This is a genomic window from Rhodanobacter sp. Root179 (assembly GCF_001428465.1).
Lineage (GTDB): Bacteria > Pseudomonadota > Gammaproteobacteria > Xanthomonadales > Rhodanobacteraceae > Rhodanobacter.
This window is the reverse complement of record NZ_LMHR01000058.1, coordinates 1-18,106: the sequence shown is the minus strand read 5'-3', so window position 1 is coordinate 18,106 and position 18,106 is coordinate 1. Positions and strand designations below refer to the sequence as shown.

Here is an 18,106-nt window from a genome sequence, read left to right as displayed (position 1 = left end):
CCAGGCGGCATCAACGGGACGGGAGCGCAGCGTGCTTATCCTGCGTGAGCTATCGGCCCGGCGGCGGCAGGTTTCATGACTTTCCCGGGACGCGTCGCGACACAATCCGCGCAGGGATTCAGCCGCCCTGCATTCCCTCGATACCCAGCCCGTCGATGCTGGCGATTCCGGCCGAATCGAAACCGGCCAACGCGCTGAACCGCCGCCCACGCTCCGCATAATCCTTGAACTGATCGAAGCTGGGCGCACCCGGCGAAAGCAGAATCACGCCCGCGGCGGGAGTGCAGGCCCTCGCCTCGGCGACCGCCGCGGCCAGGTTGTCGACCAGGGTCAGCGGGCAGGCGACGCCTGCCGCGCGCAAGGCTTCGGCGATGCGCGCGCCGTTGCTGCCCATGCAGACGATCGCGTGCGCCGGCGCGCTGCGCATCGCCTCGACGAACGGCGTCCAGTCCAGGCCGCGGTCGTGCCCACCGACCAACACGGTCACCGTGCGGTCGTGCAGACTTTCCAGCGCAGCCAGGGTGGCCAGCGGCGTGGTGCTGATCGAGTCGTTGACCCAGTGCCAGCCATCGTGTTCGCCCAGCGGCTGCAGGCGATGCGGCAGCGGTCGGAAGCTTGCCAGTGACGGCGCGGCGGCCAGCGCGTCCAGGCCGATCGCCTCCAGCGCGGCCAGCGCGGCGCAGGCGTTCAAGGCGTTGTGGAGGCCGGGCGCGGCCAGCTGCGCCACCGGGAAAACCTGCTGCGTACCGCGGCAGATGACCTCGCCTGCAACATGCCAGCCGTCGGCCTGGCCGAACAGCAGGCGCTGCGGATACGTGCTGGTGAGCGCCAGCAGGTTCGGCTGCAAGGCATTCACCAGCAGCTGGCGCGACACGTCCGCCAGCCGCAATTTGTCCGCCACGTAGCGCTCGCGCGAACCGTGCCAGTCCAGGTGTTCCTCGTACAGGCTGGTGAGCACGCCCAGCTCCACCGGCCCGGCTTCGCCGGTCTGGAAGCTGGACAACTCGATCACCCACAGCTCCGCGCGCTGGTCGAGCAGTTCCAGCAGCGGCAGGCCGATATTGCCGGCCAGCGCGGTGCGCGCGCTCAAGCTCCGCGCCAGGTGCGCGATCATCGCGCTGGTGGTGCTCTTGCCCTTGGTGCCGGTGACGGCGATCACGCGGGCGTCGGGATTCTCGCCGAACCACAGCGCCGTGCCCGAGGTGACCGCCGTGCCCTGCGCCTGCGCCGCGAGCAGCGCGGGCTTGTACGCCGACACGCCGGGCGACTTCACCACCACGTCGAACGGCGCGAGTGCCGCGGCATCCGGTTCACCGGCAACCACCTCGAGCGCGCCATCGAAAGCGCGCGCCGCGTCGACTTCGCCGGCGCTGCAAAACAGCACCAGCGACAACTGCGGACAACGCAGGCGCAGGGCGTGGATCGCGGCACGGCCTTCGCGGCCGAAACCCCATACCGCCACACGGCGACCTTGCAGATCGGCGAAACGCATCAGCCGATCGTCTTCAGCGCCGGCCGCAGGCGTGCCGGCACGCGGTGCTCCGACGACGGTTCCAGCCACGGCTCCAGCGCCAGCTGCGAGCCATCCAGCTGCGGCAGGATCTCGCTGCGGAAGCGCATCACCAGCGCATCTTCCTGCCACTCCGGCCGCTGGCTCAGCGCGAACATCGCGGCGCGCGCCTCGGCGCCCTCGCCCACGCATTCGAACGGCTTGTGGTCCTGGTATTCCAGCAGCGCGTCGAACCCGGCGGCCTGGTTTTCATCGTCCAGCAGGTTGCGGCCGAAGATGGAAAGCAGCCGCGGCTTGGGCAGGAACGGCGCCAGCGCCAGGAACACGAAATGGCACTTCGGGCACTGTCCGCACCAGCGGTCGACGGGCTTGGGGCCAAGCAACCTGAAGTTGCGATTGCAGCTGGAGAACGCGTCGAAGTACGGCGTCAGTTTCGCGAACGCGCGGGTGATCGCGAGCTCCGAATACGGCCGCAGCAGCGAGCAGTAATCGAGATCGCTGGCCACGTGCGTGTGCAGCCAGCTGCCCAGCAGCTGCTCGAAGGCGTAGCCCTTGCTCCACTGGTGGTTCACCTGCTGGCCGTCGTATTCCAGCGTGGCGGCCGAAGCGGAACGTTCGTTGGCGAAGGCGATGGAGTCGTAGCCGTACAGGATCGCGGCGACGGCGAGGATCGCCGAGTTCACCGCAGTCACCGGGATATGTCCGTTCCACGCGCCCAACCGGTTCATCTCGAACAGCCCTGGCGCCAGTTCGCGCTGGATGTTCAGGGTGGGCAGGCCGGTGCGCTCGGCGCAGGCCGCGATCAATGCCGAATTGCCGACCCACACGGCGGTCGCCTCGCCGCCGATGGATTTGATCGCCTCCACCGCGACCAGCGAATCCTTGCCGCCGCCGATCGGCACCAGGGTGCGCCGAGGCAGGTTCAGTGCGTCGGCCACAGTCACCGTGCCCGCCGCTCCGTTTGCTCCAAGGCGCGGAAACGCGATGCGCCCGCGCAGGTCCAGCCCGTTGCGATAGGCGAACTCGGCCAGGCCGTGCAGGTACAGCGCGTCGAGCAGGTCGGCGGTGGCGTCATCCAGCGGACCATCGGCCAGTTCGATCTTCGGCGGCACGCCGGCCTTGTAATAGCTGACCCCGGCCACCAGGTGCAGCAGCTTCAGCGCTGCATCGAACGCCGCGCGCCGCTCCGCCGGCAGCGCAGGCGCCTGCGGAAAGCGGACCGTCTCGACCAGTTCCTGACCATCATCGAACGCATAGCCCAGCTCGGCCACGCCATCGGCGTAGCTGGCACGGGTGAACCGGAACACCTGGGTCAGGCGGGGCTGCATGGTTGGTTGCACATCGTTCTCCAAGCGGTCGCCCATTATCGCCGCAGTTTCATCCGCGCAGGCAGAAGCATCATTCGAGGATGATTTCCTCGGCCTCGTCGCGCATGTTGTACGGGCTGGACATCACCTTGCCGTAGGCGCCGGCCTGGGCGATCAGCATCACGTCGCCCTCGGCCGCTTCGGGCAGGCGACGGTCGCTGCCCAGCACGTCGCCGCTTTCGCAAATCGGGCCGACGATCTGGTACAGCGCGGTGGCCGGTTCGTGCAGGCGGGTCAGGTTGACGATCTCGTGCCAGGCGTCGTACAGCGCAGGGCGAATCAGGCTGTTCATGCCGGTGTCGAGGCCGAGGTAACGCAGCGCGCCCTTGCCCTTCTGCTGGGTGACCTTCGCCAGCAGCACGCCGGCGTCGGCCACCAGGTAACGGCCCGGCTCCATCCACAGCTGGTAATGCGGATACGCGGCCTTGACCGCGCGCAGCACGCGATCGAGCGCGGGGATGTCCAGCCGCGCCTCGCCCGGATGCGAGGGCACGCCGAGGCCACCGCCGATGTCGATGAAGCTGACGCTGCCGATGCGCTCGGCCAGGCTGGCCAGTTGGGCGTAGACCTCGCCCCAGTGCGCGTCATCGAGGATGCCCGAGCCCAGGTGTGCATGCAGGCCGCGCACCGTGACGCCGTGCGCGTCGGCCAGATGCAGGAAGTCGTCCAGCTGATCGACCGGCAGGCCGAACTTGCTGCCGCTGCCACCGGTGCGCACCTTTTCGTGGTGGCCCAGGCCGCGACCCAGATCCACCCGCAGCACGATCTCGCGGCCGCGGAACAGTTCGCCCCAGTGCTCCAGCGGATACAGCGCGTCGAGCGACACCGTGGCGCGCGTGGTCAGCGCCCAGGCGTAGTCGTCGCGCGGCGCGAAGTTCGGCGTGAACAGCAGCGGCGCGGATTCGGGCACGTGTGCCAGCACGAACTTCAGCTCGCCGGGCGACACGCACTCAAAACCGAAACCTTCCCCGGCCAGCGCAGCGAGAATCGCCGGATGGGTGTTCGCCTTCACCGCATAATGCAGGCGATCGACCGCGGCCAGCGACTTCAGCTCGCGCGCCTGGTGGCGCACGGTGGGCAGGTGGTAGACGTAACGGGGCGTGGCTTCGGCGGCGATCTGCAGCAGGCGATCGCGTTCGGCCTCGTGCCACCACGCGGCGGCCACGTCCGGCGTTTCGCCGCTGCCGTACAGCGCCTGCCAGCTGGGGCCGAACAAGGCGCTGTCGTCGGTGCGCAAGGCGCCGGCGCCGATCAACAGGTCGTGCAGGTGCGGCAGCAACAGATCCACCACCTCCTCGTCCACCACGAAGGTGAGATTCAGGTTGTTCGACGACTGCGAAATCATGTGCACGCGCAACTGGCCGAACTCGGCCAGCACGCCGGACAGGGTATGCAGCAGCGAGCGCATGCCGCGACCGACCAGGGTGATCGCGGCACACGGCGCAATCACCTTGACCCGGCACACCTTGGCCAGATCCGAGGCCAGCGCCGCGATCGCGTCGGAATCGAGCAGGTTCTCGGTGGGGTCCAGCGACACGGTGACATTGGTCTCGGCCGAACCGATCAGGTCCACCGACAGTCCGTGCTGCTTGAAGTGGGCGAACACGTCGGCGAGGAAACCGACCTGCTGCCACATCCCGACCGATTCCATCGACACCAGGGTGATGCCCTTGCGCGCGCTGATCGCCTTGACGCTGGGTGCGTGCGCGCGCACCTCGGGACCGATCACCGTGCCCTCGAGCTCAGGCCGGTTGGTGTCCTTGATCAGCAGCGGCACGCGCGGCTCGCGCAGTGGCGAAAGGCAGCGCGGGTGCAGCACCTTGGCGCCGGTCGAGGCGATTTCCTGCGCCTCCTCGTAATCCAGCCGCTGCAGCAGGCGGGCCCCGGGCACCTGGCGCGGGTTGGCAGTGAACATGCCGGCCACGTCGGTCCAGATCTCCACCCGCTGCGCCTTCAGCAACGCGCCGAAATAGGCGGCCGAAGTATCCGAGCCACCGCGACCGAGCAGCACCGTGCGGCCCTGGCTTTCGCGGGCGATGAATCCCTGGGTGATGAACACCTCGCCCAGCGCGGCCAGCCGCGCGTTCAGCGCGGGATCGGGTTTCGCCTCAACCATGGCCGACAGCAGCCGGGTGCGCTCGTTCTGGTTCGGCAGCGCCACGGCCGACAGGCATTCGCGCGCATCCAGCCATTGCGTGGACACGCCGCTGTGACTGAGGAAGGCGGCACCCAAGGCGCTGGACATCAGTTCGCCGTGCGCCTGCACCTGTGCCTGCCAGGCCAGTTCGCCCAAGCTGCCGCTGTCGTCGGCCAGCCGCACCAGGTCGCCCAGGCGCTCGTTGAGTGTCGCCGGCAGGGCCAGCTGCATGTGTTCGAGCAGTTCGTAATGACGCTGCACGATGGCCTTCGCCGCCTCGTTGCGCTCGCCGCGATCGGCGTGCCGGCACAACTGCTTCAGCGCATCGGTGATGCCGGACAGCGCGGAAACCACCACCAGCACCCGGGCGCCCTCGGCGCGGCGACTGGCCACCAGCTCGCGGATGTTCTGCCAGCGCGGCAAGCTCGCCACGCTGGTGCCGCCGAACTTCATCACGATCCAGGGGGCGTTGGCAGGCAGGGGCGCGGAAGTTGGCGAGGTCACGGGTATTCGCTATGGGCGGTGGGACATCCAGCCAGTGTTGCGCTGCCGCATCGGAATTGCAAATGGTTTTTCGATGATGTCATTTGGACGTTTGGACGTCTGAATGATGGTGGCTTGTCGGGGTTGGCGTGTGCGAGGCAGGCGGCCCGGATGGCGGCTGCCGGGTGAAGAATGGGTGGTTCGGGGAGCTTTTGCGAGGCGGGGTTGGGGCTTTTTGGGGGCTGTTGCCGGGAGCGTGAGCATTTGCTCCCTCCCCTGCTCGCAGGGGAGGGCTGGGGTGGGGTGCTTTTCGCACCCTGGTGCCCCTGAGCTACCCCACCTCAATCCTCCCCTGGGAGGGGAGGAGGCGATGGTGTGCGCTTCGCGCACTTATTTATTGAACAAAGACGGGGATCTTTCCAATCCTTGCCTGCCACTCGCGCGGACCGGTCTGGTGCACCGAGGTGCCGCCGGAATCGACGGCCACGGTCACCGGCATGTCCTCCACGGTGAACTCGTAGATCGCCTCCATGCCCAGATCGGCGAAGCCGACCACGCGCGAAGCCTTGATCGCCTTGGACACCAGGTACGCGGCGCCGCCGACGGCCATCAGATACACCGACTGGTGCTTCTTGATCGCCTCGATCGCGGCCGGGCCGCGCTCGGCCTTGCCGACCATACCGAGCAAACCCGTCTGCGCCAGCACCTGTTCGGTGAACTTGTCCATCCGCGTGGCGGTGGTGGGGCCGGCGGGCCCGACGACTTCTTCGCGCACGGGATCGACCGGGCCCACGTAGTAGATGAAGCGGCCCTTGAAATCGACCGGCAGCGGCTCGCCCTTGTTCAACATCTCGACCATGCGCTTGTGCGCGGCATCGCGGCCGGTCAGCAGCTTGCCGTTGAGCAGCAGGGTTTCGCCCGGTTTCCAGCTGGCCACTTCCTCGCGGGTGACGGTGTCGAGGTTCACCCGGCGGCCCTTCGAGGTGTCGTAGGTGAGCTTGGGCCAGTCTTCCAGCGACGGCGGATCGAGCATCACCGGGCCACTGCCGTCCAGCACGAAGTGCGCGTGGCGGGTGGCGGCGCAGTTCGGGATCATCGCCACCGGCAGGTTCGCCGCGTGGGTCGGGAAATCCTTCACCTTGACGTCGAGCACGGTGGTGAGGCCGCCCAGGCCCTGGGCGCCGATGCCCAGCGCGTTGACCTTCTCGTACAGCTCGATGCGCAGCTCTTCCGCACGATTGGCCGGGCCGCGCGCGATCAGCTCCTGGATATCGATCGACTCCATCAGCGACTCCTTCGCCATCAGCATCGCCTTCTCGGCGGTGCCGCCGATGCCGATGCCGAGCATGCCCGGCGGGCACCAGCCGGCGCCCATCGTGGGCACGGTCTTGAGCACCCAGTCGACGATCGAGTCGGAAGGGTTGAGCATGGCGAACTTCGACTTCGCTTCCGAGCCGCCGCCCTTGGCCGCCACGATCACCTCGACCGTGTCGCCCGGCACGATCGACATGTTGACCACCGACGGCGTGTTGTCCTTCGTGTTGATGCGCTTGCCCGCCGGATCCGCGAGCACGCTGGCGCGCAGCTTGTTGTCCGGGTCCAGGTAGGCGCGGCGCACGCCTTCGTTGGCCATGTCCTCCAGCGACATGCTGGCGTCGTCCCAGCGCACGTTCATGCCGACTTTCAGGAACACGGTGACGATGCCGGTGTCCTGGCACAGCGGGCGATGACCTTCGGCGGCCATCCGCGAGTTGATCAGGATCTGCGCCATCGCATCCTTCGCGGCGGGCGATTCCTCGCGCTCGTAGGCAGCGGCGAGGCTCTTGATGTAGTCGACCGGGTGGTAGTAGCTGATGTACTGCAACGCGTCGGCGACGGACTGGATCAGGTCTTCTTGCTTGATGGAGGTCATGGCGGCAGCTTTGATGTCAAGGGGACGAGGCGCCGCAGACCGCTGTCCGGAGCGCACAACCCTCTTATTGTGCCGCAAATCGGTGCGGCGCCCGCAGTCCGCCGTAGCGGGAGGGTGGCTTTCCGGCTTGACGCTATCATCGAACCCCTCCCCATCACCCGCCGCCACCGACCATGCCCGACACCTTCCGCTTCCTGCAGCTGGACGTCTTCGCCAGCCGCCTGTTCGATGGCAACCCGCTGGCCGTGGTGATCGGGGCGGAAGGACTGGATGGCCAGGCCATGCAGCGCATCGCGCGCTGGACCAATCTTTCGGAAACCACCTTCCTGCTGCCGCCGAGCACGCCGCAGGCGGATTACCGCGTGCGCATCTTCACCCCGCGGCAGGAGCTGCCGTTTGCCGGCCACCCCAGCGTGGGCAGCGCGTATGCGGCGATCGAGGCCGGCCTGGTCGACGCCGGCAAGACGGCGCTGATCCAGGAGTGCGCCGCCGGCCTGCTGCCGGTGCAGGTGATCGGCCAGGGGCCGACGCGGGTCATCCACGTGCAGGCGCCGCCGGCGCGGATGCACGCGGTGGACGATGCACGGCGCGCGCAACTGGCATCCGCGCTGCAAGTGGAACTTGCCGGGGATGAGGTGGTGCTCGTGGACAACGGTCCGCACTGGCTGCTGTGCCAGTTGGGCGAGGCGGCAACCGTCCGGGCACTGAGGCCGGACATGGGCGCCCTGGCGGAAATCTGCACGCGGCAGCAAGCCGTCGGCGTCGGCGTGTTCGGCCGCGAGCGTTCCGGCGATGCGGCGATGGCCGTGCGCGCGTTCTGCCCGGCCGACGGCATTCCGGAAGACCCGGTCACCGGCAGCGCCAACGCGGCGATCATGGCCTGGCTGGCCGCGCGCGGCGATCGCGACGGCTACGGCCTGGACTATCGCGCCAGCCAGGGCCGTGAAGTGGGTCGCGACGGCATCGTCGAGGTCGCCCGTGACGCGGCCAGCGGCGCGGTCACCATCGGTGGCGCCTGCATGATCGGCGTACGCGGTGAACTGACGCTCGATTGAACCTCAGACTCGGCCTTTCACTGAAAGTCCCGTTCGCCCCGGATCAAGTCGGGCAAGCTCGGGGCGCTGCAAGAAGCAAGGCAGGAAAGTGGAAGGGCTGTCGCGAGACCGTCTTTCAACAGCTGAATCAGCGGGTGCCAAAAAAAGGAACGGCCGTATGTGCCAGCCGTTCCTTTGTCGACTGCAGCTGCTCTCAGAACCGATATTCCGCAAAGATCGAATACATGTTCACGCCTTCGTCCGCATCGACTCCGTTGATTCGTGCACGCGCTTCGTAGTGATCAGCGCTCACACCGATACTAAACTGAGGATCGAAGTCATAGCCGAACGTCGCCCCCGAGTAGGTGCCATTGCGGCTGGAATTGCTCATGCCGCCGAAGGTGTATTGGTAGTCAAAATCCATCTTCGAGCGGAACCAGCCACCACGTGCGGCAAGGAACATCCTGTTTTCGAATTTGTATTTGAAACTCGCGCCCAGCAGCGGCCCTGTCGCCTTCAACGAGATGTGCTGTTCGATATCTCCAGTCCACAGGTTCGCACTTGCCTTGCCAAGATCGACGTAACCGGCCTCCAGTCCGAAGTCGAATACATCGTTCCGCCATGCATAGCCAGCGCGCACGGCTGCTGCTGCGTCGCTGCGGTCATGGAAGAATGAATCATCATAATGCGACTGGCCCAGATTTCCGTTGATAAAAAAGCCGGACGGGTCGCTTGCGAATGCGGTGGTCGATACCGACGCGAACAGCAATGCTACCGCCGTTACCACTGATGTCTTGCTCATGCGCTTTCCCTGCCGTTGAATGATTCGGATCCGCCTGGTGTTCCGGCGAAGCGTGCATGTTACATGACTCGAAAAGGCCGACAGTGCTCCGCTGCACGGTCATCGTGCGACGCGACCAGCCTGGTTTTTGCGGGGAGGCGAAGGTGTCACGCGATAAGCTGTCATGCGATCGAGAATCGTGGCGGAACGACGCTCGATTCGGTGACCATTCGACTTCGCTGTGCTCGGGGCTTGCCTCGGACTTGATCCGGAGGCCAACGGGAGTTCAGCTGATTTGAATGCCTGCATCAACCATCGTGGAGTGTGACGGCCTGAGGTCGCCGTTGACAGGAGGCGACCGGTTTTGATGGCCATCGCGCGCAGATCTGCGCCCACGCCGTCGTTCCGCTGGACAGCATCAAACGCCACCGGCACAGATGCCACTTGCCTGCGATACGCCAGTACAGCGACCATGACGGCTTCACCTCGCGCCAGCATCTCTTCCATGGACAGTTCCGATCCCGGCTATCAGCGCAGCCTGCGCCCCTGGGACGCCGCCCTGATCGTGGTCGGCGGCGTCATCGGCGGCGGCATCTTCCTTACCCCCGGCGTGGTGGCGCAGCGCACCGAGTCCGGCTTGTGGCTGTTGCTGATGTGGGTGGCCGCGGGCTTGCTCACCCTGCTGGGCGCGCTGTGCTACGCCGAACTGGGCGCCCGCCGGCCGCATGCCGGCGGCACCTATGTCTACCTGCGCGAGGCGTTCGGGTCGCTGGCCGGTTTCCTGTTCGGCTGGACCATGCTGCTGGTGATCTACTCCGGCTCCTCCGCCGCGGTGGCGACGATCTTCGCCAGCTATGCCGCACCGCTGTTCGGCCTGTCGGCGGCCTGGTCGCTGCCGTTGACGATCGGCGCCCTGGTCTTCGTCACCGGCATCAACCTGTTCGGCATCCGCCTTGGCGCGCAGATCCAGAACCTGTTCGCCCTGCTCAAGCTGCTGGCGGTGGCGGTGCTGGTGGCTTGCGGGCTGTTCTTCGCCGGCGCCGGCCACCAGCAGGTGCTGGCCGCGGACCCTGCGCGTCACGGCGTGGGCTTCATCGGTGCGGCGCTGCCGGTGCTGTTCGCGTACTCGGGCTTCACCTATCTCAACAACCTCGCCGGCGAAGTGCGCGAGCCGCAGCGCACCTTGCCGCGTGCGCTGGCACTGGGCATGGGCCTGGTCATCGTCGCCTACGTGCTGGTCAACGTGGCCTACCTCGCCGTGCTCGGCCACGCCGGCCTGGCCGCCAGCAACGCGCCCGCCGCCGACGTGATGCAGCAGGTGGCCGGGCCGATCGGCGCCAGGCTGATCGCGCTGGGCGTGGCCATCTCCACCCTCGGCTTCTGCAACATCACCCTGGTCGCCGGCGCGCGCGTGCTGCAGGTGATGGGTGAGGACGGCCTGTTCTTCCGCGCCGTGGCCCGCCTGCATCCACGCTGGCGCACGCCGAACACCGCGTTGCTGCTGCTGTCGGGCTGGGCGGTCTTGCTGGCGCTGGCTTTCAGCTACGGCCAGCTGCTCGACTACGCCACCTTCGGCGACTGGCTGGCCTGCGCGCTGGGCGTGGCCACCCTGTTCTGGTATCGCCGCCACGACGACGCGGCAGACGGCTTCCGCGTGCCAGGCTATCCGTGGCTGCCGCTGCTGTTCGTCGCCGCGGTGGTGGCGGTGGTCGTCGCCACCCTGCTCGACAACCCGCGCAGCTCGGCCATCGTGCTGCTGGTCATGCTGATGGGCGTGCCGGTCTACTTCGTCTGGCGGCGTCTGTTCAGCCATCCACTGCCCTAAGCGGACGGCGGCAATGCCACAATGTGCGAATCGACCTCAAGGAGATGATGGATGGCGCCCGTGCAAGCCCAGGTCCTGCCGCCCCCTCCGGAAAGCGGCATCGTTCCGGAAAAGATTCGCGACGGCATCGACCTGCTGATCAATGGCGAGCACTACCGGCATACCGGTGATCCGCAGATGCCGCTGCTGTGGTACTTGCGCGACGTGTTGCGGCTGACCGGCACCAAGTACGCCGGCGAGCACGGTGGCAGTGGCGCCGACCTGGTGCTGCTGGACGGCAAGGCCGTCTCCGCGATCGCCCAGCCGCTGGCCAGGCTGGCCGGCAAGGCGGTGGTCACCGTGGAAGGGCTGGCCGCCAACGATGGCAGCCTGCATCCGCTGCAACAGGCCTTCATCGACGAGGACGCGATCGGCTGCGGCTACTGCACGCCGGGCTGGCTGATCGCCGGCGTCGACCTGCTGCGCCGCAAGCCGCACCCGGGCGACGACGACATCGACCAGTTGCCCAACCTGTGCCGCTGCGGCTGCCAGACCCGCGTGCGCCGCGCGATCAAGCGCGCCGCCGCCGGCAAGGCGGGCCAGCGATGAGCCAGGGCATCCGACTTTCGCGCCGCCGCTTCCTGCAGGTGCTCGCCGGCACCGCGGGCTCGCTGCTGGTCGGCATCCGCTTCGCCGAAGCGACCGACGCACCGCTGCCACCGGCACTGCTGGGCGACAACGTCCACGGGCTCGGACCGTACGTGCGCATCGACGAGGACGGCAGCGTGCTGATCGGTGCGCGCGATCCGGACACCGGCACCGGCGTGGCCACCTCGCTGCCGCGCATCATCGCCGACGAACTCGACGTCGACTGGAACAACGTGCGGGTGGTCGCGCTCGGCCTCGGCGTCGACAGCCGGAACGGCAAGCCGGTGTGGAGCTACGGCCACCAGGTGGGCGGCACCGGCACCTCGATCCCCGCCGCCTGGCGCGACCTGCGCCAGGCCGGTGCGGTGGCGCGCTGGCTGCTGCTGCAGGCCGCCGCGCGCCGGCTGGGCCTGGCCGCCAGCCGCCTGCGCAGCGAGAACGGCATGGTCATCGCGCCGGACGGTCGCCGCTTCAGCTACGGCAGCCTGGCTGCCGACGCCAGCAAGATCGCCCTGCCCACCACCTTGCCACCGCTGAAGAACCCCGCCGATTACCGGCTGATCGGCCACGGCGTCGGCGACGTCGACGCGCGCGCCATCGTCACCGGCCAGACCCGCTACGCGATCGACCACTTCTACGGCGACGCCGTGGTCGCCGTGCTCTCGCATTGCCCCTGGCCCGACGGCAAGCTGGCACGAATCGACACCACCGACGCGCTGGCCGTCGACGGCGTGCTGAAAGTGGTGCAGCTGCGACCCGAGCCCGGACAACCGGCGGGCAGCACCGTGATCGCCCCCGCCGTGGCCGTGCTCGCCGAAAACACCTGGGCCGCGCTGCAAGGCCAGGCCCGGCTCAAGCTCGAATGGAAGCCCGGTGCCAGCGGCGACGCCAGCAGCAATGCGCTGGAACAGCAGGCACTCGCCCTGGTCGGCGGCAAGAGCGCGCCCACCACCCGCGTGCGCAACATCGGTGACGTCGACGCCGCCGGCAAGAAGGCCGCGCGCCGACTGGAGGCGACCTACTTCCAGCCGTGGCTGGCGCACGCCACCGCCGAGACGACGAACTGCCTGGTGCGGCTGGACAAGGATCGCGCCAGCCTGGTGGTGCCCACCCAGGCGCCGCAGGCAGCCTCGGCCGTGGTGCAGCGCCTGACCGGCCTGGCCGCGGACAAGATCGACATCCGCGTGCCGCGCGTGGGCGGCGGCTATGGCCGCCGGCTCGATCACGACTACGTGGCCGAAGCGGTGATGCTGGCCAAGGCGATCAACAAGCCGGTGCGCCTGCTGTGGTCGCGCGAACAGGACCTGCGCAACGACTACTACCGCAGCGGCAGCGTGCACCAGCTGGGCGCCATCATCGATCGCAAGCGCCAGCTGCTGGCCTGGAACCAGCGCATGGCCAGCGCCTCCGCACTGACCGGACGCGGCGTGCCGCAGGATCATCTGTGGACGTCCGAATTGCAGGCCGACCAGTTCCCCGCCCCGCTGGTGCCGAACTATCGCAGCGACTGGTACGCGCTGGAATCGGCCACTCCCCGCGGCCCGATGCGCGGCATGCCGCACCTGAGCAATGCGTTCGCGGTGGAAAGCTTCATCGACGAAATCGCCCACCAGATGCGCGAGGACCCGCTGAAGACGCGCCTGCGCATCCTCGGCGAAGCGCGCCAGCTGCCGCTGGACAACGGCCGCACGCTGGACGTCGGCCGCCTGGCCAACGTGCTGCGCCTGGTCGCCGACCGCATCGAGTGGAAGAACTGGCTGCGCACCGTCAACGGCCTGGGCATCGCCTGCTGGCACGTCGACGGCGCCTACGTCGCGCACGCGATCGAGGCGGCGATGCAGGGCGACAAGCTCACCATCCAGCGCGTGGTCTGCGCCGTCGACGTGGGCCGCGTGATCAACCCCACCGGCCTGCACGGCCAGGTCGCCGGCGCCACGCTGGATGCGCTGTCCATCGCCATGAATGCCGCCATCACCGTCAAGGGCGGCCAGGTGCAGCAGCACGACCTCAGGGATTACCCGCTGGCCAGCATGGCGCAGCTGCCCAACGACGTGGAAGTGATCACCGTCGACGACGACCGTGACCCCGCCGGCGCCAGCTTCCTGGCCATGCCCACGGTCGCCCCCGCGCTCGCCAATGCGGTGTTCCGCGCCAGCGCGGTACGCGTGCGGCGGTTGCCGTTGATGAAGGAGCTGCTGCGGCTGCTCTAGTGGTGCGTGTCCCGATCAGCCGACGCTGGCGCAGCCATCCGGCCTGGTCACCCGCTCCGTCGACGGCGGGTACTTCGCCAGCAGCGCCGCAGCCCGCGTCGGCCGCGGGCTGAAGCCGCCGCCGCAGTTCGGGCAGGTTCCGTGCAATACCTGCTCCACGCAGTGCGCGCAGAACGTGCACTCGAACGAACAGATCATCGCGCCATCGGCCTCGGCCGGCAGGTCGCGGTCGCAGCACTCGCAATTCGGTCGCATCTGCAGCATCGGAATCTCCCCTGCCGCGCATCGCCTGCGCGGCCATCATCGTCACCTGGCGAGGCCAGCCCCTCCCTTCTGCCAACGCCCTGCATCGTCGCCGGCTCGAGCGGAGGCATGGCGTCGTCCCGGGCCTTGGACGGAGGCCGTCAACGGTACAGCAGCCATGCCAGAACGTGATACTCCGCGCCGATGCAGGCCAGCGACAACAGCACGAACAGCACTAGCCTCGACGCCGCGTACAAGCCATCCACATCCCGATCCGGCGGCGGCCGCTGCGCTGGCCGATACCACAGGCGAAGGCTGCGATCGACGATGACGACACCGCGCACGCAGTCGACAAGGTCCTGCCAGCTTCCGAAGAAGAGACGGCCCAGGAAGATGTACACGGGGATATTGCCGACGAGCAGCGCCAGCGCCAGCAGCGGGTGCTGGAAATCCGCGGGGCGCTCATGCATGAGCAACTCCCGGCAATGCCGAACCTGTCTCGACCCGGCGACTCATGCGATCGGCCCAGTCCCTTGAGTGCTCAGAACCAGCTCATCTCGCCCAGCACCACCTTGCGGTAGTAAAGAAGATCGGCGCGCACGGCGTAGACGGCCGCAAAACCGTAACCGATTCCGTGCGAGAGCTTGCCCTTGCTGAGTATCTCCAGCAGCACGCCCAGCGCAATCGCCAGGATGGAATACATCAGTGCCGGCCGCCACAAACCCTTGGCCAGGAAATAGAACGGCCCAAAGAAGAACGCGAGGAAATTGAAACCGATGGCCCGCCGCTCACCGGACTGCAATTTCCGCGCAGCGGACAAGTCTGGCCCACCCGCCTTCTCGATCAGCCTGAACTTGCGCTTCCACGCATCGGACACGTCCAGCCGTGAGACAAGGTCCACCGGCTTCGCCGCCGGAGCGGCCACCGCCGCCACCGGACGCGCCGGCTGCACGTGGTCAACGTAGGTATTGTATGGATCGCTCATGAAACCCCCTTCCCTGGATGCCGAAACCGGAATGGCAAACCGCGTCGTAGCGGGCTCGCCAGGACAAGCAACGGCCGAAAGACTACACGATCGGGCGCGCCCGCCCCATGGGAAAAAACCCTATGCGGACCTGACCGGTATTTCGGACGAAACTCGTACCGCTCCCGGACCGTCGATGAATGAATGAAGTCTTTGGGTGCGGTCTATACCGAGGTCCGAGCCAGCGACATCGACTCAACAAGACCGGTTACGGAAATGCAGCCTGACACTCGTTGTCCGCGCAGCACCGACACGCAGCACGCACCATCAGAACAACACAACGACCAGAAGTGCCCCGAAAACTCAGGGCAAAAGCTTCATGCGGCTGGGATTGACGGGAAGTATCTTACGGAGTGGTTAGGTGCGGTCCGCTTACGGCACATAGACTAGATGGATCTGGATGAGGAAGCCCGGCTTGGCCTCGATTACTCGTACGTGCAACACCAAATCGCTATGACCCACTTCTTGTGTCCGGAGGTCTACCAGAGCGTCCCAGTGGTCCCCGTACCAAATACAGACGGAAGGGCCCCAGGTTGCGTCTGGCAATGCCACGAGTGTCGCGCCGTAGTCATGAAAATATTCACGGATGTGCGAAGCGGTCTCGGCGGATACCGGCGCGACGTTAGCCACCCCTCTCTCCAGCCTGTAGTCACCAGCGACGAAGCCCTCAACTATGGCACTGAGCGTTTCCCGCCACGCCGTCGGGATCGGTCCCTCGGCCTCATTCTTGAGCGCGAGAACTTCGTTGCTGTGAGCCATGTTCTTCATGCTGCGAGGCATTCCATTGCGGCATCTAACACTGGAATTGAGCGGCGGCTGAGCCGTCCGCCTTGAACGAGCAGTTATACCGCAACTTGTTAGAGCACCACGGGGTCTAGAGCTGTTTTTGAACCCTCGACGAATCCATAGGCGGCAATGCCGAACGCAACATTCGGATCCAGCACTGGAACGCACTTTTGGATAAGCAATGCGGTAGCAACGGTCGCTGACTCGGCTGCAGCAACATACGAGAGCCCAAGGGCATCCTTGGTACGAGAGAACAATGGTTCCAACAGCCTTGGAGTAACAAGGAACTCAAGGTGTGGCTGATGTTCTGGGGTTTGCTTTTCGCCGAGTTTGGACTGGTCTAGGTTGACACCAAGATAGGCCAGTACGCCGCCCAAAATTTGGACAAGCTTCGGGCCTTGCTCGTTTGCCGCATCGGAGAATACGGCTTGCCCTGGAGCAGCTGAAGATAGTGGAAACGCGAACGAACGGAAGAGAAATGTGCCGGCCATGCGAGCGGTTGCCGCAATCGTGGTTTCGGCATGCACGCCCCGATCGTTTTTGAGCGCCGCAATGACCTGGTCAACAAACTGCTGCGCAGCTTGGTGTTGCTCCTTGGTTGGCGCGGCCATGACCATCCTTTGCGATATAACGCCTAAGCCAAGCGGCCTGCGCGGCCGGGATGTGTGATCGCGTGAGCAGCTTACTCCACGTAGGAACTGTCCCGTCCGCCTCGAGCGAGTTGTTAGGACTCAGCTGGCTCATACCGGAGCAACTCGAACCCAGCAAAGTAGTTGCCATAGTACTCGCTGACCCGCGACCCGGGATGAGCAGCGAAGTCGATGTAAGGGGCACTGCAATAGGGACAGCGGAATGGATTTAGGTAAGCAAAGCGTGAGCCGTCTGGCGCCTCTGGCAGGCGTGCCTCAAGTGCGGCTAGCCCAGCAGGCTCCGGCTCAGCGAGGGCTGCCGGCGCTCCCGCCACATACGAAGACACGGTGAGGGTGTACTTGCCAGACCCCGAATAGAAGTAGCCAGAATTGCTAAAGCCGGCGTGATACGACCTTATAACAAAGCTACGGTGACAGCAGTCACACTCGCACGAGAGAAGAATGTTGCCGGGAGTAACCCTGCCATTAAAGTGCAAGCCGCGTGCGAAAAGACCCTTACCCCTAAGCTCCGAATTTGTAACGTTGCCGCCAGGCAGAAAGAAGGGCTGAAAGCGGACTCCAAGAGCCTCACCTCGGCTGAAAGCGTCTGCGTCGAACTGCGGCGAGTTAGTGACGACGCAGTCTGACTGGCACGCCAGGTTTCTGTGCACGCGTACAGAAAAGTGGGCCCAGCCTTGGGCTCCGCCAAGTGAGTGTTTGTGCTCGGTGCCATCGGCTGCGAGGAATAAAACCTCGGAATCAGGTCGAACAGCCGCAGCTGGCGCCAGCTCGCAAGGCAGGCTGTCACTTGTGACTATGCAAAGTGGAGCGCCATCCACGAAGACCTTCAGGAGAGCGGGAGGCTCTTTCTTAAAGAAGCTGAGAAGCGTCATCTGAGTCCTAACGATCGAGTTGAGGGGCGCGGTGGATTGGCGCCCAGTTTGCCATCGCAAACTGGGTGACAGGCCGCCGCGTCCCTTCGAATGAGTGGTTAGGCGTCATTCCGGGAGGCCAAGGGCTTTGCCTTTCCAACTGCGGCTGACTCCTTCGCGACCCTCGGCTGTGACAGTAACCGAGAAGCACGATTTGGCATCGGCGTCAGACGGAACTCGAACTCCGATGACGCCGCTCCATTCCGTCAACGAGACCGCTGCAGCCCCGAGTCGAGGCCGAGCCTCCAGTATGTTCTGCGTTGGCATGTCGTATCCCATCTCGATGTCGTAAAGCTCCGGCACGCCTTGTAGCGACGCAATCCAGCTGCAGTTAACCGTGACGTTGAGTCTGTCGATCTGCCCTAGCGCCTCGACGTCGGACCTTGGGAAGGTCAAGAAGTGCACTTGCGATTGCGCAACTGCTAGACACGGGGCAGTTGCGAGCGAGATGAAGGCGATGATTCGAAGTACGGAGCTCATGACGCCTAACGCTGAGTTGAGCGGCGCGCGGTCCGCGCGTCCGCTTGAATAAGTAAAAAGAGGCTTCCTCCCCTTTCGGCCTCGAGGGCCATGATGGTGTTGCGACACAACCGTCAGCAGAAGAGG

General features: G+C 66.1%; 15 protein-coding genes. 4 read left to right on the top strand and 11 right to left on the bottom strand.

Features of this window, described 5'->3' with window-relative positions; translation table 11 throughout:
* Positions 1-118 precede the first annotated feature (118 nt).
* From murD to ASD82_RS04620, 4 genes are all read right to left on the bottom strand, one after another.
* Positions 119-1,492: a UDP-N-acetylmuramoyl-L-alanine--D-glutamate ligase gene (gene murD, locus ASD82_RS04635; protein ID WP_056716129.1), complete on the bottom strand. Its 1,374-nt coding sequence runs from the start codon at positions 1,490-1,492 to the stop codon at positions 119-121.
* Complete coding sequence (gene murL, locus ASD82_RS04630) at positions 1,492-2,838, bottom strand: UDP-N-acetyl-alpha-D-muramoyl-L-alanyl-L-glutamate epimerase (protein ID WP_235580637.1); 1,347 nt, start codon at positions 2,836-2,838, stop codon at positions 1,492-1,494. Before murL ends, murD begins: the two co-directional genes overlap by 1 nt.
* Positions 2,839-2,908: 70 nt before the next feature.
* Positions 2,909-5,518 (bottom strand): bifunctional aspartate kinase/diaminopimelate decarboxylase, encoded by a 2,610-nt coding sequence (locus tag ASD82_RS04625; RefSeq protein ID WP_255357988.1) that lies wholly within the window; start codon positions 5,516-5,518, stop codon positions 2,909-2,911.
* 373 nt (positions 5,519-5,891) lie between these two features.
* Positions 5,892-7,409, bottom strand: a complete 1,518-nt coding sequence (locus ASD82_RS04620; protein ID WP_056716118.1) for a fumarate hydratase — start codon at positions 7,407-7,409, stop codon at positions 5,892-5,894.
* A gap of 173 nt (positions 7,410-7,582) precedes the next feature.
* Between ASD82_RS04620 and ASD82_RS04615 the strand changes: the two genes are divergently transcribed.
* Positions 7,583-8,464, top strand: coding sequence for a PhzF family phenazine biosynthesis protein (locus ASD82_RS04615; protein ID WP_056716115.1), 882 nt, complete (start codon positions 7,583-7,585; stop codon positions 8,462-8,464).
* Positions 8,465-8,657: 193 nt separating this feature from the next.
* Here ASD82_RS04615 and ASD82_RS04610 read toward each other — a convergent pair whose 3' ends face one another.
* On the bottom strand, positions 8,658-9,245 hold the full coding sequence (locus tag ASD82_RS04610; protein ID WP_056716111.1) for an outer membrane beta-barrel protein: 588 nt from the start codon (positions 9,243-9,245) through the stop codon (positions 8,658-8,660).
* Positions 9,246-9,344: 99 nt separating this feature from the next.
* Complete coding sequence (locus ASD82_RS17640) at positions 9,345-9,731, bottom strand: hypothetical protein (protein WP_157599182.1); 387 nt, start codon at positions 9,729-9,731, stop codon at positions 9,345-9,347.
* Here ASD82_RS17640 and ASD82_RS04605 point away from each other — a divergent pair.
* From ASD82_RS04605 to ASD82_RS04595, 3 genes are read left to right on the top strand one after another with little or no spacing between them, the layout of a single operon-like run.
* Positions 9,730-11,049 carry an amino acid permease gene (locus tag ASD82_RS04605; RefSeq protein WP_056716108.1) on the top strand — a complete coding sequence of 440 codons (1,320 nt, stop codon included), beginning with the start codon at positions 9,730-9,732 and terminating at the stop codon, positions 11,047-11,049. The genes ASD82_RS17640 and ASD82_RS04605 overlap by 2 nt on opposite strands.
* A 51-nt stretch (positions 11,050-11,100) precedes the next feature.
* Positions 11,101-11,637 carry a (2Fe-2S)-binding protein gene (locus ASD82_RS04600; protein ID WP_056716107.1) on the top strand — a complete coding sequence of 179 codons (537 nt, stop codon included), beginning with the start codon at positions 11,101-11,103 and terminating at the stop codon, positions 11,635-11,637.
* Entirely contained in the window at positions 11,634-13,886 is a 2,253-nt protein-coding gene (locus ASD82_RS04595; protein ID WP_056716104.1) for a molybdopterin cofactor-binding domain-containing protein, read from the top strand. The genes ASD82_RS04600 and ASD82_RS04595 overlap by 4 nt, the downstream gene beginning before the upstream one ends.
* A 15-nt stretch (positions 13,887-13,901) precedes the next feature.
* Here the strand turns inward: ASD82_RS04595 and ASD82_RS04590 are convergent, their stop codons facing one another.
* From ASD82_RS04590 to ASD82_RS17635, 5 genes are all read right to left on the bottom strand, one after another.
* Positions 13,902-14,150 (bottom strand): DUF1272 domain-containing protein, encoded by a 249-nt coding sequence (locus ASD82_RS04590; RefSeq protein WP_056716101.1) that lies wholly within the window; start codon positions 14,148-14,150, stop codon positions 13,902-13,904.
* A 140-nt stretch (positions 14,151-14,290) separates the two neighbouring features.
* Entirely contained in the window at positions 14,291-14,599 is a 309-nt protein-coding gene (locus ASD82_RS04585) for a hypothetical protein (protein WP_056716098.1), read from the bottom strand.
* A gap of 71 nt (positions 14,600-14,670) precedes the next feature.
* Positions 14,671-15,114: a DUF2628 domain-containing protein gene (locus tag ASD82_RS04580; RefSeq protein ID WP_056716096.1), complete on the bottom strand. Its 444-nt coding sequence runs from the start codon at positions 15,112-15,114 to the stop codon at positions 14,671-14,673.
* Between the two features lie 411 nt (positions 15,115-15,525).
* Complete coding sequence (locus ASD82_RS04575) at positions 15,526-15,921, bottom strand: hypothetical protein (protein WP_200950214.1); 396 nt, start codon at positions 15,919-15,921, stop codon at positions 15,526-15,528.
* Between the two features lie 89 nt (positions 15,922-16,010).
* Positions 16,011-16,550, bottom strand: coding sequence for a hypothetical protein (locus ASD82_RS17635; RefSeq protein WP_157598864.1), 540 nt, complete (start codon positions 16,548-16,550; stop codon positions 16,011-16,013).
* Positions 16,551-18,106: the final 1,556 nt, after the last annotated feature.